Origin of the sequence: Clostridium kluyveri, assembly GCF_001902295.1 — a bacterium.
GTDB lineage: Bacteria > Bacillota > Clostridia > Clostridiales > Clostridiaceae > Clostridium_B > Clostridium_B kluyveri_B.
In genome coordinates, this window is record NZ_CP018335.1 from 1,548,128 (window position 1) to 1,563,301 (window position 15,174).

The 15,174-nt window shown below is 30.7% G+C and carries 15 protein-coding genes; 13 read left to right on the forward strand and 2 right to left on the reverse strand.

Going from position 1 to position 15,174, the window contains the following annotated elements; translation table 11 throughout:
• Window positions 1-111: 111 nt before the first annotated feature.
• The 6 genes from spoIIM to hepT all read left to right on the forward strand — a co-directional run bounded on the left by spoIIM (window position 112) and on the right by hepT (window position 5,140).
• Window positions 112-762 carry a stage II sporulation protein M gene (gene spoIIM / locus BS101_RS07630; RefSeq protein ID WP_073538288.1) on the forward strand — a complete coding sequence of 217 codons (651 nt, stop codon included), beginning with the start codon at window positions 112-114 and terminating at the stop codon, window positions 760-762.
• Complete coding sequence (locus BS101_RS07635; RefSeq protein WP_073538289.1) at window positions 759-989, forward strand: endonuclease III; 231 nt, start codon at window positions 759-761, stop codon at window positions 987-989. The genes spoIIM and BS101_RS07635 overlap by 4 nt, the downstream gene beginning before the upstream one ends.
• A 23-nt stretch (window positions 990-1,012) precedes the next feature.
• Window positions 1,013-1,891: a site-specific tyrosine recombinase XerD gene (gene xerD / locus BS101_RS07640; RefSeq protein ID WP_073538290.1), complete on the forward strand. Its 879-nt coding sequence runs from the start codon at window positions 1,013-1,015 to the stop codon at window positions 1,889-1,891.
• Between the two features lie 50 nt (window positions 1,892-1,941).
• On the forward strand, window positions 1,942-3,111 hold the full coding sequence (locus BS101_RS07645; RefSeq protein WP_073538291.1) for a phosphopentomutase: 1,170 nt from the start codon (window positions 1,942-1,944) through the stop codon (window positions 3,109-3,111).
• Between the two features lie 143 nt (window positions 3,112-3,254).
• On the forward strand, window positions 3,255-4,556 hold the full coding sequence (locus BS101_RS07650; RefSeq protein ID WP_073538292.1) for a pyrimidine-nucleoside phosphorylase: 1,302 nt from the start codon (window positions 3,255-3,257) through the stop codon (window positions 4,554-4,556).
• Window positions 4,557-4,711: 155 nt separating this feature from the next.
• The gene (hepT, locus tag BS101_RS07655) at window positions 4,712-5,140 is read left to right on the forward strand and encodes a type VII toxin-antitoxin system HepT family RNase toxin (protein WP_073538293.1); all 429 of its coding nucleotides are present in this window, start codon (window positions 4,712-4,714) and stop codon (window positions 5,138-5,140) included.
• 269 nt (window positions 5,141-5,409) lie between these two features.
• Here the strand turns inward: hepT and BS101_RS07660 are convergent, their stop codons facing one another.
• On the reverse strand, window positions 5,410-6,561 hold the full coding sequence (locus BS101_RS07660) for a methyl-accepting chemotaxis protein (protein ID WP_073538294.1): 1,152 nt from the start codon (window positions 6,559-6,561) through the stop codon (window positions 5,410-5,412).
• A 519-nt stretch (window positions 6,562-7,080) separates the two neighbouring features.
• On the opposite strand from BS101_RS07660, the gene BS101_RS07665 reads away from it, so the two are divergent.
• Entirely contained in the window at window positions 7,081-9,357 is a 2,277-nt protein-coding gene (locus tag BS101_RS07665) for a PAS domain S-box protein (protein WP_073538295.1), read from the forward strand.
• A gap of 70 nt (window positions 9,358-9,427) precedes the next feature.
• Complete coding sequence (locus BS101_RS07670) at window positions 9,428-10,033, forward strand: nitroreductase family protein (protein WP_073538296.1); 606 nt, start codon at window positions 9,428-9,430, stop codon at window positions 10,031-10,033.
• Between the two features lie 108 nt (window positions 10,034-10,141).
• Here BS101_RS07670 and BS101_RS07675 read toward each other — a convergent pair whose 3' ends face one another.
• Complete coding sequence (locus tag BS101_RS07675; RefSeq protein WP_322977296.1) at window positions 10,142-11,776, reverse strand: DUF4153 domain-containing protein; 1,635 nt, start codon at window positions 11,774-11,776, stop codon at window positions 10,142-10,144.
• Between BS101_RS07675 and BS101_RS23245 the strand changes: the two genes are divergently transcribed.
• The 5 genes from BS101_RS23245 to BS101_RS07690 all read left to right on the forward strand — a co-directional run bounded on the left by BS101_RS23245 (window position 11,688) and on the right by BS101_RS07690 (window position 15,023).
• A complete protein-coding gene (locus tag BS101_RS23245; protein ID WP_198039633.1) occupies window positions 11,688-11,870 on the forward strand; it encodes a hypothetical protein in 183 nt (60 codons plus the stop codon). The genes BS101_RS07675 and BS101_RS23245 overlap by 89 nt on opposite strands.
• A gap of 79 nt (window positions 11,871-11,949) precedes the next feature.
• The gene (locus BS101_RS23250; RefSeq protein WP_242951427.1) at window positions 11,950-12,126 is read left to right on the forward strand and encodes a hypothetical protein; all 177 of its coding nucleotides are present in this window, start codon (window positions 11,950-11,952) and stop codon (window positions 12,124-12,126) included.
• Between the two features lie 16 nt (window positions 12,127-12,142).
• The gene (locus BS101_RS07680) at window positions 12,143-12,964 is read left to right on the forward strand and encodes an EFR1 family ferrodoxin (protein WP_073538298.1); all 822 of its coding nucleotides are present in this window, start codon (window positions 12,143-12,145) and stop codon (window positions 12,962-12,964) included.
• Window positions 12,965-13,145: 181 nt separating this feature from the next.
• Window positions 13,146-13,694 carry a pyruvate kinase alpha/beta domain-containing protein gene (locus BS101_RS07685; RefSeq protein WP_073538299.1) on the forward strand — a complete coding sequence of 183 codons (549 nt, stop codon included), beginning with the start codon at window positions 13,146-13,148 and terminating at the stop codon, window positions 13,692-13,694.
• Window positions 13,695-13,811: 117 nt separating this feature from the next.
• Window positions 13,812-15,023 (forward strand): D-alanyl-D-alanine carboxypeptidase family protein, encoded by a 1,212-nt coding sequence (locus BS101_RS07690; RefSeq protein ID WP_073538300.1) that lies wholly within the window; start codon window positions 13,812-13,814, stop codon window positions 15,021-15,023.
• Window positions 15,024-15,174: the final 151 nt, after the last annotated feature.

The window sequence follows — 15,174 nt, forward strand, 5'->3', positions numbered from 1 at the left end:
AACGGATAGTAAGTGTTATTTGTTTTTGTGCAACTAATATAAAGTCATATAACTCTTTTGTAAATCATAAATTAATTAAAAGAAGATGATTAACAAAAGGGGGATGAGATTATGTTAGAAAATAAAGCGCTAAGTTTAATAAATAGACATATTAAAAATAATTTTTGGCTGTATATTATAAGTTTAGTATGCTTTTTCACCGGAATAGTTATTGGAATATATAGTGTTAGATATATGGGTGGATTTGAAAAAAGTGATCTTTTAAGCTATCTCAAGAATTTCACTAAAGTAGTAGATTCAGGAAATGTAAATTATAAATCTATATTTTTAGAAACTTTAAAAAATAATATTCCCATAATTTTAATGGTATGGTTTTTGGGACTTACAATGATAGGAATACCTGTAATACTTATAATAGATATAATAAAAGGATTTACCATAGGATTTACTATGAGTTTTGTAATAAGCAGCATGGGGATTAAAGGAATGTGGTTTTCATTTCTTGGAGTGTTACCACAAAATATAATATACATACCATGTATAATATTTTCTTCTGTGCTTGCTATGGAATTTTCGCTTATGCTTTTTAAAGATAGAGCAAGAGTTCCATGGAAATCCCACATTCTAGTTAGATTTACATCTTATTCTATGTCTTTTCTGCTTGTGTGTATTATAATGTTTATAGGTTTTTTTATGGAATCTTATCTGACTCCTAATATGATTAAGTTTATTGTAGTAAGTTCCATGAGGATATTATTATGATTTTAGATGAACAAAAAACAAATTTTATTATAGAAGTATTGAAGTGCTTTTTCATATTAGTGTTTTTTGGAATGTTTTTACCTAAATTTATAGATTTAGTAATATATAATCTCGTAGTTAAGTCTCATTCCTATGATAATAGTATATTTGTGTACAATATATTTAGTAAAAATATAGATATAATATACAATTATATTACTGTTTTTAATGAATTTATAAAATTTTAACTCCCGAAGAGTAGGTGATAATTTTGGAAAGCTTTTTACTGGGCTATGCAGAACAACTGGAGAAAAAACACATGAGTAAAAATACGTTAGATGCATATATTAGGGATATAAATAGATTCTATAATTTTATAAAGAAGAGAGAAGGAAACTTAGAAGAAGTGGAAGTAGTGTCCATAATGGCATATGTACAGTACCTTCAAAAAGAAGGCAAGGCAATTTCATCCATAGTTAGAAATATAGTTTCTCTTAGAAATTTCTATAAATATCTAATGGTTAAGGGAGTAATAAACGAAAATCCTCTTTTGTACTATGAAATCCCTAAAGTAAAGCATAATATACCCAAAGTTCTAACTGTAGATGAGGTAGACAAGCTTCTTGATTCTCCAGATTCTACTACCTATAAAGGAATAAGGGATAAAGCTATGCTTGAGATAATGTATGCTGCAGGAATGAAGGTGATGGAACTTTTAACTTTAACTATATATGATATAGATCTAAAATTTTCATATATACGTTGTAAAAGTCTTAGGAACAAAGAAAGACTGGTGCCTATAGGTTCTGTGGCAGTAGAATATTTAAAAAATTATTTAGATATAAGACCCCAATTAAATATATATAATTTGGATACTTTGTTTTTGAATTTAAGAGGTGCAGCCATGAGTCGCCAGGGATTTTGGAAAATTGTAAAATACTATGCAAAAGAATCTAAAATAGACAAGGATATAAATGCCTTTACTTTAAGACATTCTTTTGCAGTACATTTGCTTCAAAATGGTGCAGATATTAAATCTGTACAGGAACTTTTGGGACATAAAGATTTATCTGCTACCCAAATATATTCTGCAGTACTAAAGAAGAATAAAATTGCAGAAGTATATAAAAAAGCTCATCCACGGGCATAATTAACATGTGTTTTAAATAGTTTTGTATAGTGAAGAGAGGATGAGCTTATATGAAGAGAGTAATTTTAATAGTATTTGACAGTGTAGGTATAGGAGAATTACCAGATGCAGAAGAATATGGAGATGTAGGAAGTAATACTTTGGGAAATATATCAAAAGCTGTAGGAAGACTTGAAATTCCAACTCTGTACAAATTAGGGATTGGAAATATACAGGGAGTTAAAAATTTAAGCGGATGTGAAAAACCTATAGGGAATTTTGGAAAGTGTGCTGAATTATCCAAGGGAAAAGATACTGTAACGGGACACTGGGAAATGGCAGGGATTGTTCTAAAAATTCCTTTAAATACTTATCCCCAGGGATTTCCTGAAGATATAATAGAAGAATTTCAAGTTAAAATCGGTAGAAAAGTCCTTGGGAATAAAGTGGCATCAGGTACGGAAATAATAAATGAACTGGGAAAAGAACATGTAGATACAGGATACCCTATAGTATATACTTCTGCAGATAGTGTATTTCAAGTGGCTGCCCATGAAAAAGTGATTCCACTGGAGGAATTATATAAAATATGTAAGATAGCCAGAGAAATGCTTCTAGGAGATAGAACCGTAGGAAGAGTAATTGCAAGACCTTTTATTTATGACAAGGGAAAGTATGTAAGAACTTCAAATAGAAAAGATTTTGCACTTGATCCTCCAGGAAAAACCATGCTGGACTATATAAAGGAAGCTGGATTAGATGTAATGGCAGTAGGTAAAATAGAGGATATATACAATAAAAGAGGAATAACAGAGGCAGTTCATATAAAAAATAATATGGATGGTATAGACAAAACCTTGGGTTATATGAAAAAAAATAAACAGGGACTTATATTTACAAATTTAGTTGATTTTGATATGCTGTATGGCCATAGAAATGATGTAGAAGGATATGCTAAAGCTCTTGTAGAGGCAGATAAAAGGATTCCTGAAATAATTTCTAATATGAATGAAAGGGATGTACTTATAATAACTGCAGATCACGGGTGTGATCCAACTACAAAAAGTACAGATCACTCCAGAGAATATATACCTGTTTTAGTGTACGGGAAAAATTTAAAAGCGTGTGTAGACATAGGTATAAGGAAAAGTTATTCTGACATAGGCAAAACTATATTAGAACTTTTAGATATAAAAAATGATCTTCAGGGAATTAGTTTTAAAGACTTAATAGACAAATAATTAAAAGGTAATTAAAAGGACATAAAAATCTTTCAAGTATTTGTTTATTCAAGCGCGGCAAGTAGCTAATATTCCTATCTTCTTCAAAGTGGGAGATAAGCGCTGCTGTGCGCCTGGATAATATCTTAAGGGAGAAATTTAGTATGGATATGAAATATATAATTCAGAAAAAAAAATCTGGTAGAAGTTTAACGTCAGAAGAAATAGATGAAATGGTACAGGGATATATAAAGGGACAAATACCTGAGTATCAGATGTCAGCTTTTCTTATGTCAGTTTGTTTTAAGGGCATGACTGAAGAGGAAACTGCAAATTTAACCATGTCTTTTGTTAATTCTGGAGATAAAGTAGATCTATCAGATATTAAAGGTATAAAAGTAGATAAGCACTCCTCTGGAGGTGTAGGGGATAAAATTAGTTTAATTGTTGTGCCTTTAGTAGCTTCACTAGGTATACCTGTGGCTAAAATGAGCGGTAGGGGATTAGGCCATACCGGCGGCACCATAGATAAGTTGGAATCCATAGAGGGTTTTAACACCCGGTTAAGTAAAAATGATTTTATAAGCAATGTAAATACATATAAAATGGCTATTGTAGGTCAGTCGGGAAATCTGACTCCGGCAGACAAGAAGATTTATGCATTAAGAGATGTTACTTCCACAGTAGATAGTATTCCTCTAATAGCAAGCTCAATTATGAGTAAGAAAATAGCTTCAGGGGCAGATGCAATAGTTTTAGATGTAAAGGTAGGTTCTGGTGCATTTATGAAGTCTTTGGGTGAAGCTAAGGATTTAGCAAGAACTATGGTTTCAATAGGTAAATCCCTCAATAAAAAAACTATAGCATTGGTTACGGATATGAATCAGCCGTTAGGACATGAAGTGGGAAATGCCAATGAGGTTAAAGAAGCAATAGAAGTATTAAAAGGTAAGGGTGCAGAAGACGAAACTTTAGTGGCACTTGCCATAGCTTCTTACATGGCTGTATTAGGTGGGGCATTTCAAGATGTAAATACTGCATATAAGGCTTTAGAGGAATTGATCAAGTCAGGCAGGGCAATAGAAAAATTCAGGCAATTGGTAGAGATACAAGGAGGAAATCCCCAGGTAATTGATAATCCCAAGTTGTTTCCACAGGCACAGAATCATATAGATATAAAAGCTCATAAGAGTGGATATGTATATAAGATTCAGGCTGAATCCATAGGACGGTCTGCAATGTTACTTGGCGCTGGAAGAAAGACAAAGGAGGATATAATTGATTTATCTGCCGGAATTACAATGGTTAAGAAAGTGGGAGATAAGGTTTCCTTGGGGGATACGCTCTGTATTTTGCACAGCAATATGAATGATTGTATGGAAGCGGAAAAAATAGCTCTAAATGCTTTTTCTATAGGGGTTACAAAACCGCCTGAAATTCAGTATATTTACGATGTTATAGAGTAAGGAATCTTCAAATTGTTATATGAGCGCTATCATTATAAGTATGATGTTAGTGCTTTATTTTTGATGAAAAGGTAAAAATAAGTTATAATTATATAAAATAACGAAAAGGATTGATACAATAAGATATAAGGTTAGTATAGAAAAGTGGTGAATTTATGGTTAATAATATTGATTTACCTAAGATAAAGCAAAAAATAATATTTATGCAAAGTAACCTGAATAAATTAAAGAAATTGCAAAAGATTTCTAAAGATATATTTATAGAAGATTTTAGAAATGTAGACAGTGCTAAGTATTTATTACAGGTGACAATTGAAGCTATGCTGGATATAAGTAATCATATAATAGCTAGAAACCGAATGGGGAAACCGAAGACTAATAAAGAAAGTTTTGAAATACTTGCAAAAGAGAGTATTATAGATAGAAAGTATGTAAATATCTGTTTTGCTATGGTTAAACTTAGAGAAGGAATTGTTCATATGTATTTTGATATTAATGATGAAATGATTTATGAAATAACTCAAAATAATTTAGAAGATTTCGAAGCTTTTATTCAAACTATAATTAAAAATATTAATCTATAAGTAAATTATTAATTTTATCCGAACAGCTACCATTGCTAATACTTCCATCTTCTTCAAAGTGGGAATAAGAACTGCTACGCCCCTGGATAAGTTCTTCCCCTAAAGGTGTGTTGTTTTTTTCTGCTAGAATTATAGTATTATGAGGTATTGTGTTGGAGAAAGTATGGAATTAAAGGCTTTATTGGTAATAATTTATTTTATCTATGAGATTAAAGTTGACCTTTGAGAATTTGAATATTAAGGATTCTCACAAGGCCACTATTATATACTTATAAAGTATGTGCAATTTTGTTTAACTCTTCAGACATAGAAGATATTTCTTCTATGCTGGCTGTAATCTCTTCTGAAACAGCAGCTTGTTCCTGAATTGAAACTAGTGAATTTTGGCTTTTTTCACAGGTTTTATTTACTTTTTCTTTGATAGAGTCAGTTAATTCTTTAATTTTTGGAACTGTGCCCTTGGATTGTTCAGACAGCTTTCTAATTTCCTGTGCAACAACACCAAATCCTTTTCCTGACTCTCCGGCCCGGGATGCTTCAATGGAAGCGTTTAATCCAAGCATGTTGGTTTGATTGCCAATCTTACTAATAAAAGATGACACTTCATTGATTTCTTCTGATAATTTTATTATCTCATTAATATCTTTATTGAGTTCTTTTTCATTTGTATATATGGCGGATGCAGATGCTGCCAATTGTGAAATTACGGAAGCTATTCCTGCAAGATTGTGTTCGAGGCCTGATGACATATCCCGGAGATTACTAGCAATTACCTTAGGTATTATTATACCCAAAGTAGCTACAACTTCCTGTGAATTATCCTCATCAAATAATGGATAACATGTTGTAAGGGTAGGTACTCCATGTGCTGTGCTGTCCCGTTCCAGTGAAATTTGTTTTTTTGTTTTTATAGCTTTGGCGGCAGTATTATCTTCATTTAAATTATATCCCACCTGGAGACGAGGTATATCAAATTTTTTTGAAGGCTGTCTATAAGCAATCTTCTCTAAATCTGTCATATAAAGAAAAGCACCCTCTGGGTACATTTCGGCTAAGATTGGTGCAAAATCAGTAAATGATTTTGCTGCAGGATGTAATCTTGGAAATACAATGGAGAATGCTCCTATGGGTTGGTTTTTTTCATTAACTAAAGGTTGAGCCAGTGTTGTTAACCTCATTCCGTAAAGGGAGCGGGGAACATTTTGTATTATTGTCCTGTTTTCTTTTATTGCCCTGCCTGCTATACTGTTAGAATTCAATTTTTCTCCAACATGGAATATATTTAAATCAAAATCTTTTGATGCCTTTCTCCAAACGAATGTGTCTCCTTCTATAATTAAATATAAAACTCCTCCTGATATTATATCAACATGTAATTCTGCTATAGCTTTTAAATAATCTATTCCATTTATAGAAATCATTATAATAACTCCTTTCTTAAAATCAATATAAGTTAAATATAGGGGTTAATGATTAATTTCATAATTTCATAAATATTTAAAAAGTTCATAATAGTATTTATATTTTATCATTTTAATTTTTATATTTCAATCCTGTTTTATAATTAGTCCTGTCTAAATATTGTATCATTGCTAAAAATATATAGAATAATTAGTTATTTTAATATATAATTAATAATGTAGAACTATAGTATAATGTGGTATGGTACAAATTAGAATGAATTAATATATTTTTTATAGAAAATTTCTAAATAGTAAATATTTTTAATGATATTTTAATATTGAACTTGTGGTTGAAAGTTAAAAAATAACTGTAAAAGGAGGAGACTAATTGTTGCGAAATATGTAGTAGAATCTATAAAGATCTTATTGTGAATTTTAATATTGTTAATGACAATTGTTCTATATTATTAGCTTAATTAATTGTAAATTAAATAAGTCTTATAGAATTCTATAGATTTTGGCAACGGTGCTGCAATAATGTATGTTGTGTTATTTATAGCCATAATATCAATATTTTTTATATTTAATTACATTAATATAAAAAAGAATAAAGAGTTAGTTGAACTTAACAAGAAATTTAAATTACAAAGAATGTATTTTGAAGAATTATTTAAGAATTCTCGAGATGGAATTGTTATAATTGATAATAAAGATAGAATTATAAACGTTAATGAATCTTTTGAAAAAATTTTTCAATATAAATTTGAGGAAATAAAAGGTTTATTTGCAAATGATGTTATTGCAAGCTTCAATATAGAAGATGCTTTTCAGTTTTCTAACATAATCATGCATGGTGGTACTGTTAACGCAGAAACTAAACGAAAAAGAAAGGACGGCTCCTTAGTAGATGTAAATATAATTGCTTTTCCCTTTATATTTGATACAAATCAAGTTGGATTATGTGCTATGTATAAGGATATTGGTTATAAAAAAAAGTCAGAACAGGAATTGCAACTGCAGAGGCTTTATTTTAGTCAACTTTTAGAGAACTCTCCTGAGGCTATATGTATGCTTGATAACGAAGATAGAATTATTGATGTGAATCCTGCATTTGAAAAACTCTTTGGATATACCAAAGAAGAGCTTAAAAATTATTATATAAATGATAGGATTGTTCAAAAAGAGGCAATTGGAGAGGCAGTTGGTATTTCTAAAAGTGTTATGAATGGAAATATTGTAGGATATGAAACCTTTAGGATGAGAAAAGATAAAAGTTTAATTAATGTGCATATACTTGCCCACCCTATATTATTTGAACACAAGCAAATAGGTGTATTTGGAATATATAAGGATATAACCGAACAAAAATGCTCAGAGAAAGCATTAAAGGCAAGTGAATATACTTTTCGCACACTCTTTGAAAGTTCGTCGGATTCAGTTATTATCGTGGAAAATAGTAAAATAATTGATTGTAATACAGCAGCTGTGGAAGTGTTGGGTTATGCATCTAAAATGGGGATAATCGGAAAAAGCCCATATGAGATTTCACCAGAAAAACAACCTGATGGAAGTATATCTAAAAAGAAACAAGATGATATATTAAAAAAAGCTGTTGAAAAGGGAAAATTTAAATTTGAATGGTGGAATGAAAAAATTGATGGGACTCTATTACCTGTGGAAGTTATGATGACCGCTATTTTACTTAATGGAAAAAAAGTTTTTCATTGTTTGTGTAGAGATATCACTGAGAGAAAAGAAATGGAACAGAAGTTGAAGTACTTAAGTTATAGAGATCAGTTGACATCTTTATATAATAGAAGGTTTTTTGAAGAAGAGTTAAAACGAATGGATGTAAAGTATAATTTTCCTTTGACTGTTGTTATGGCGGATGTAAATGGCCTAAAACTCATTAATGATTCTTTTGGACATACTGTAGGGGATGAACTTCTTAAAAAAGTATCGGAAGCTATGGAGAAAGGATGTCCAAAGGAAGGTGTTGTTGCTAGATTAGGTGGAGATGAATTTGTGATCTTGATGCCTAGAACAGATCTGTATAAAGCTAGACAAATTATAAATGATATTAAAGGTATGTTATTAAAAGAAAAAGTAAATTCTGCTTATGTAGATGTATCTTTTGGATATGAATGTAAAATAAATAATGAACAAAAAATTGAAGAAGTTTTAAAAAAATCAGAAGATAATATGTATAAGAGAAAGCTTTTTGAAAGTCCTATTATGAGGAAAAAAACTCTAGATTCCATTATTAAAGCTCTTTATGAGAGAAATGAAAGGGAAGCGCAGCACGCTCAGAAAGTTTCTGAATTATGTGAAAATATGGGTAAAGCTTTGGGATTACCAGAAAGTGAAATTGAAGAACTTAAAACTTTGGGATTATTTCATGATATAGGAAAAATAGCTGTGGATGAAAGTATACTTAATAAAGTAGAGGATCTTGCCTCATATGAGTTAGAACAATTGAAACGCCATTCGGAAGTAGGGTATAGAATACTAAATACAGTAAGTGATATGACACAAATAGCTAGATATACACTAGCACATCATGAAAAGTGGGATGGAAGCGGATATCCAAAATGTCTTAAAGGAGAAGAAATACCCCTTCAGTCAAGGATTATAGCTATAGTGGATGCCTATGATATTATGATTAATGAAAAAAGGAATGGAAAAACTCTAACAGAAGATATGGCGGTAAAAGAATTGAAAAAAAATTCAGGAACTTGTTTTGAACCAAGGTTAGTGGGGATATTTATTGAAAAGGTATTAAATAGGCCCTTAGTTGAAGAAGATACTGGGTAGTTAAGCATATAATTTAAGCGTATATCTCATAATAACAAAAAGATATTTTTAAATTTGTGAGGTGGTTGTTATGGATTTTAATGATGTAATAAAACTAAGAAGAAGCATAAGAAAATTTAGACCTGATGCTGTAGAGGACTCTCATATAAAGGAAATATTAGAAGCTGGCAGAATGGCGCCATCTGCATCAAATCTCCAATCTACACGATATGTAGTGATAAAAAGTGAAGAAGTAAGGAAGGAGATGGAGCAGTGTACTTTACCCTTTGTTACTAAAGCTCCAGTTATAATAGTATGCTGTACAGATACAGAAGTATTTTTGACTGCAGCCAAGAGATCCCGGGAATTAATAAATTCGGGAGCCTTTGAAGATAACGGCGAGGATAGAGAAAAAATCAACAAATATAAAGAAACCACTACATTGAATAAAGAAACTGCCAAAGCTTACTTATGGGAAAATGCAGGTATTGCTGTTGAACATATGGTATTAAAAGCAGTTGATTTAGGACTTGGAACTTGCTGGGTGGGGATTGTAGACCGTGAAAAAGCTAAAAAAATATTGAAATTGGAAGATAGATATGATATAGTGGCACTTCTTCCAATTGGATATCCAGATCAAGATCCATCTCCAAGGCCAAGGCTACCTATGGACGAAATACTTTTAAAGGAGATATAGAATAATATATTTTTAAATTTCATTAGTTACAGGGTTTTTAAACTATTCCTAAATTATAATTAATGCTCCCTCTGATTTTCAAATACGCAGAGGGAGCGTTTTTGTAAGCTATTTGATTTTAACAAGTACGTAAAAATCAATTCCTGTAATATTAAAAATTTTATTTTCCATGTCCACATTTCCGTATATATTTGAAAATATTAATTTGACTTTTATATTAGTATTTTCTTCAGACAGTGTCATTTCCTCCTGGGGCAGGGAATTTTCTTCTGGTATTATAGAGTGTTTTTCTATAAGTCCATTTATAAAAATATTTAAATTTTTAGTGTAAAGTTCATTTCCCCCATGATTGATTTTTATAGTAGAGGTATTATAGTCGTATGAAGCGGTGAAGCTGGAATTTGAAGGAGTATTCTCATCTTTAATGTTGGTAACATGAAATAAATAGTCATAATTTTCTATATTTATAGCTTGTTCTGCTTTATTTCTTGTAAAATTAAAATATTCCTTAGTAAAGTTATTTCTTGGAGTGCTAAAAGCAAATCCAAATATATCCTTTGTGTCACCTAATTTAAAGCCTTGCGGCAGGTAGTTAACTTCTTTAAGACTGTGGTTTCTATTAAAATAATCAAGTATACTGTTTATTTGAAATTTATCTTCTTGGGAGATATTATTAGAGACTTGTATTTGTTCGTTTTTTAGCATGTTATTTTTTATAAGAATTTTTTCGAATCTGTTGTTCTGGCTTAATTTTGAGATTGAATAGCTGCTTGTAGGGCCAAATACAGAAATAAGTGAAATTATAGAGAGAGTAACAGGAATCATTATATTCTTTGGCTTTTTAATAAATGATAAGTATACCATTATAAAAAATAGCCATATGCCTAAAATAACTATAAAATATCTATTTTCTGTTACACCGTAGGCATTTATTCTCATGCCTATGGATATAAACATCATTACAATAAGAGGTAATATAATTTTAGGGAAAAATTTTAAAAATTTATTTTGCCAGAGGTTTTCTTCTTTAATTGGAGTGATAAAAAACAATACTATAGTAACAATAATTGAGTACCATATAACTAAATGTGAAACCATACCTATAGGCCATTTGCTTGTTACTATTATTTTCACAAAATATATATAGAGTATTATTGTATATGCCGTCAAAAGAGGCATTATAATATATAACAGCAATATCTTTAATAGCTTAGGATAAGATTTTACAGGTACCTCTTTATGTTTAGAAGGTATTCCGGAAAGAAAATAAGACATTGAAAATAAAAATATTACAAGTAACCATGTGTAATAGTAAATCTTAGTTAAAACTTTTATTTCAAGCAATTTATCTATGGTAAATAAAATAGCTGAAAGTCCCAAATATAATATAATGGAATAAATCACTGTTATAAAAAATGATTTAAAAACAGTTATGACATACATTTCAAAATTTTCTTTTTTCACAAGATAAGGGATAAAAAGAAATGCCATGTATAGGGAAAGACTAACAGCAGAGTACCTGGTGATGGAATATAGTTCTGTGTTCCTTAAAAACAAGAAATAATATAGGATTAAAAATATGATTCCTAGAATATGACTTCCTATAAAAATTATAGGATTTTTCTCCTGGTCTTTTTTCTCTAAAAAAAGTTTTATGCAAAGTGAAACTGGAATTCCTAATGCAAAAATTAAAGATAGTCTGTATAATAAGTCTTTATCTGATGAAGTAGTTTCTGATATTATTATAAGTACTAGAGCAACAGAAGCCGAAAATAGTATAGTAAGTGGAAATCTCTTGAAGCTGGAATATAAACCCATTAAAAGTTTTTTAGTATAATTTATAAGTTTCATAGTGACCTCCCTGTGATTATAGTATATTATATTTAATATATTATCATAAATCATTTGTAAAATGGTTGAAGCTGAAGATAATATGTATAAAAAGAAAGTGTAGTAGAAGAAGTTATGGAAGTGCTTTATCAGAACAACAGGCCATAAGAGAATTACAAAAAAATGCTTATATACAGTTTGAACCAGAACTTATAGAAGTGTTTATTGAAAAAGTATTAAATATGTGTTTTTTATTTAAATAAAGGGGATGATATTTTTATGGATAAGAAAATTAATACACTGTATTTTAGTGCTACAGGCACTACTGAAAAAATAGTATGTGAAATAGCAAGGGAAATTTCAAAAGATATTAATGGTAAAATAATGAACATAAATAATATTGATTTTACATTGCCAAAAGTTAGAGAGGAATCTGTTTCTTTTTCAGAACAGGATATTGTTATTGTGGGGGTTCCTGTTTATGCAGGGAGAGTTCCAAATGTATTATTAAAATACTTGAGTTCTGTTAAAGGAAATGGGGCATTGGCTGTTTCGGTGGTGGTTTATGGCAATCGAAATTATGATGATGCTCTAATAGAATTGAAAGACATACTTGAATTAAATGCTTTTAAGGTCATTGGGGCAGGCGCCTTTATAGGAGAACATTCATTTTCTAAAATTCTTGCAAAAGGCAGGCCGGATGAAAAAGATATAACTGCAGCAAGGAATTTTGCCCACAGTATATATGGTAAATTTGTAACTGGATATGAAATAAAGAGTTTTACTGTAAAGGGAAATAAACCTTATAGAAAGTACTATAAACCTAAAAATAAAGAAGGAGTTCCGGTTGATATTAGAAAAGTTACTCCAAAAACCGATGATAATTGCACTGATTGCAAAATTTGTGTAAATGTCTGTCCTATGGGATCTATTGATTTTAAGGATGTATCTAAATTAAATGGTATTTGTATTAAATGTGGCGCCTGTATCAAGAAATGCCCTCATGGTGCAAAATATTATGATGACGAAGATTATTTAAGACATAAATATGAATTGGAAATTGATTTTGCCTCTAGAAAAGAACCGGAATTATTTATATAATGTTTTTATCCGAACGCTACCATTGCTAATACCCCCATATTTTTCAAATGGGGTATAAGCACTGCTATGCGCCTGGATAAGTTCTTCTAAGGTTCAGATGGAGAAGGGCATTCCTTGTAGCAAACTCCATCTGAACCTAAGAATTACTTGATAATTTAAATTAAGAAAAGAGGTATGAATTGTGTATTTTAGTAAAAAAGGTAAAGAAAACACTAAAGATACTGTAGAATTGGCATTAAGAACTGCCAGAGAAAAAAATATAAAATATATTGTGGTAGCTTCCTCTAAGGGAGATACTGCCAAATTTATGAAGGGAATCAAAGATTTACAGGTAGTGGTTGTAACACATGCAAATGGTTATCCTGAAGAGGGGAAAATGGAATTTCCAGCAGATATTCGAAGTTATCTGGAGAATAACGAAATAAAAGTATTGACCACTACCCATGTGTTAAGTGGGGCAGAAAGAGGAATCAGCAAGGTTTTTGGCGGAGTTAACGCTGTTGAAATAATTGCTCAGACCCTGAGAACCTTTGGCCAGGGTACTAAAGTTTGTGTAGAAATTGCAATAATGGCCTTGGATGCAGGATTTATACCTTATGGGGAACCGGTTATTTCTATAGGAGGTTCTGCTCGTGGAGCTGATACAGCATTGATACTTACACCTTCTCATGCCAGCAGTGTATTCAGTACCAAAATCCATGAAATTATCTGCAAACCTTCGTATTATTAATATTAAAAATTTTCAATACAACAGTATCATTTAGATATTGTTGTATTTTTTTATATGCTTATGTGATAATATTATTAATTTCGGGAAAAAATACATTTGAAGGGAGGAGAAAATAAAATGAAAAAAAGACAGATTAGTTCTATCTTACTTAGTATGCTTTTAATAATGGTTTTAATAATAGGACTTGGGAGTACAGTAGTTAAAGCAAAAGCTTTAACTGAGGAAGATAAGCAAGAAATTAAATCTATAAAGGCGGATTTGAGTATAAATGCAAAATCTGCATTACTTATGGAACCAACGAGTGGTAAAGTCATATTTGAAAAAAATGCTAATGAAAAATTAGAACCTGCTTCTGTTACCAAGATAATGGATATGCTTTTAACTATGGAAGCTTTGGATTCAGGAAAAATATCCCTGGCAGACAAAGTTACCGTCAGCGAGAATGCAAAGAAGATGGGTGGAAGTTCTATGCTGCTGGATACAGGAGAGGTTAGAAGTGTAGAGGATTTGATAAAAGGTATAGGAATAGCTTCTGGAAATGATGCTGCGGTTGCCATGGCAGAGTACTTAGGAGGTACGGAAGAAGCTTTTGTGCAGCTTATGAACAAAAGAGCAAAAGAGCTTGGAATGAATAACACACAATTTAAAAACTGTACGGGACTAAGTCAGGAGGGACATTATACTACAGCCTATGATATAGCACTAATGTCTAGTGAATTGTTGAAACATCCCAATATATTAAAATATACAGGAACTTATATGGAGACCATATCAGAAGGGAGAAAAAGTCCTATAGAACTAGTAAATCATAATAAGTTAGTCAGATTTTTTAAAGGGTGTGACGGGTTAAAAACAGGGTTTACAAATTCTGCTAAATATTGTATATCAGCTACTTCAGTAAGAGATGGTGCTAGAATGTTAGCTGTGGTCATGGGCTCTCCTACTTATAAAGAAAGAAATAAAGAAGCAAGTATGCTTATGAATTATGGATTTTCAAAATATACTTCCATCAATGTTTTAAAGAAAGAAGATGATATAGAAAAAGTTAATTTAAATAAAGGGGGAGACAAATTTTTTATGGCAAAGTCATCCTCGGATTTAAAGGTGACAGTTGAAAAAGGAAAGGAAAATAAGATCACCTGCAGGTGTGTTATAAATAAAAATAAAAGACAGTATAAAAAAGGTGAAAAGGTTGGATATTGTGATGTGTATATAGATGGAGAATTAAAAGGTAAGGTGGATTTACATAGTGATAGAGATGTAAAAAAACCGGGTATATTAGGAAATTTTAAAGATAATCTTAAAAATATTGTAAATGGGGGAGTATAATATACATATATTTATTATATAGTATAATAATACAAGTAGGAAATTCAAATTTAGTTGTATTTTAAAACATTTTAAGTAGATTGCAAGTTTAAAACAGTAATATACTTAAAAGACTAATTGAATTTCCGCCCAATTATCTGGTTATATTTTT

Coding starts and splice junctions, on each gene's coding strand:
- spoIIM (WP_073538288.1), top strand. CDS start 112: ATGTTAGAAAATAAAGCGCTAAGTTTAATAAATAGACATATTAAAAAT.
- BS101_RS07635 (WP_073538289.1), top strand. CDS start 759: ATGATTTTAGATGAACAAAAAACAAATTTTATTATAGAAGTATTGAAG.
- BS101_RS07645 (WP_073538291.1), top strand. CDS start 1,942: ATGAAGAGAGTAATTTTAATAGTATTTGACAGTGTAGGTATAGGAGAA.
- BS101_RS07650 (WP_073538292.1), top strand. CDS start 3,255: ATGGATATGAAATATATAATTCAGAAAAAAAAATCTGGTAGAAGTTTA.
- hepT (WP_073538293.1), top strand. CDS start 4,712: ATGGTTAATAATATTGATTTACCTAAGATAAAGCAAAAAATAATATTT.
- BS101_RS07660 (WP_073538294.1), bottom strand. CDS start 6,561: ATGATTTCTATAAATGGAATAGATTATTTAAAAGCTATAGCAGAATTA.
- BS101_RS07665 (WP_073538295.1), top strand. CDS start 7,081: ATGTATGTTGTGTTATTTATAGCCATAATATCAATATTTTTTATATTT.
- BS101_RS07670 (WP_073538296.1), top strand. CDS start 9,428: ATGGATTTTAATGATGTAATAAAACTAAGAAGAAGCATAAGAAAATTT.
- BS101_RS23245 (WP_198039633.1), top strand. CDS start 11,688: ATGCAAAGTGAAACTGGAATTCCTAATGCAAAAATTAAAGATAGTCTG.
- BS101_RS07680 (WP_073538298.1), top strand. CDS start 12,143: ATGGATAAGAAAATTAATACACTGTATTTTAGTGCTACAGGCACTACT.
- BS101_RS07690 (WP_073538300.1), top strand. CDS start 13,812: ATGAAAAAAAGACAGATTAGTTCTATCTTACTTAGTATGCTTTTAATA.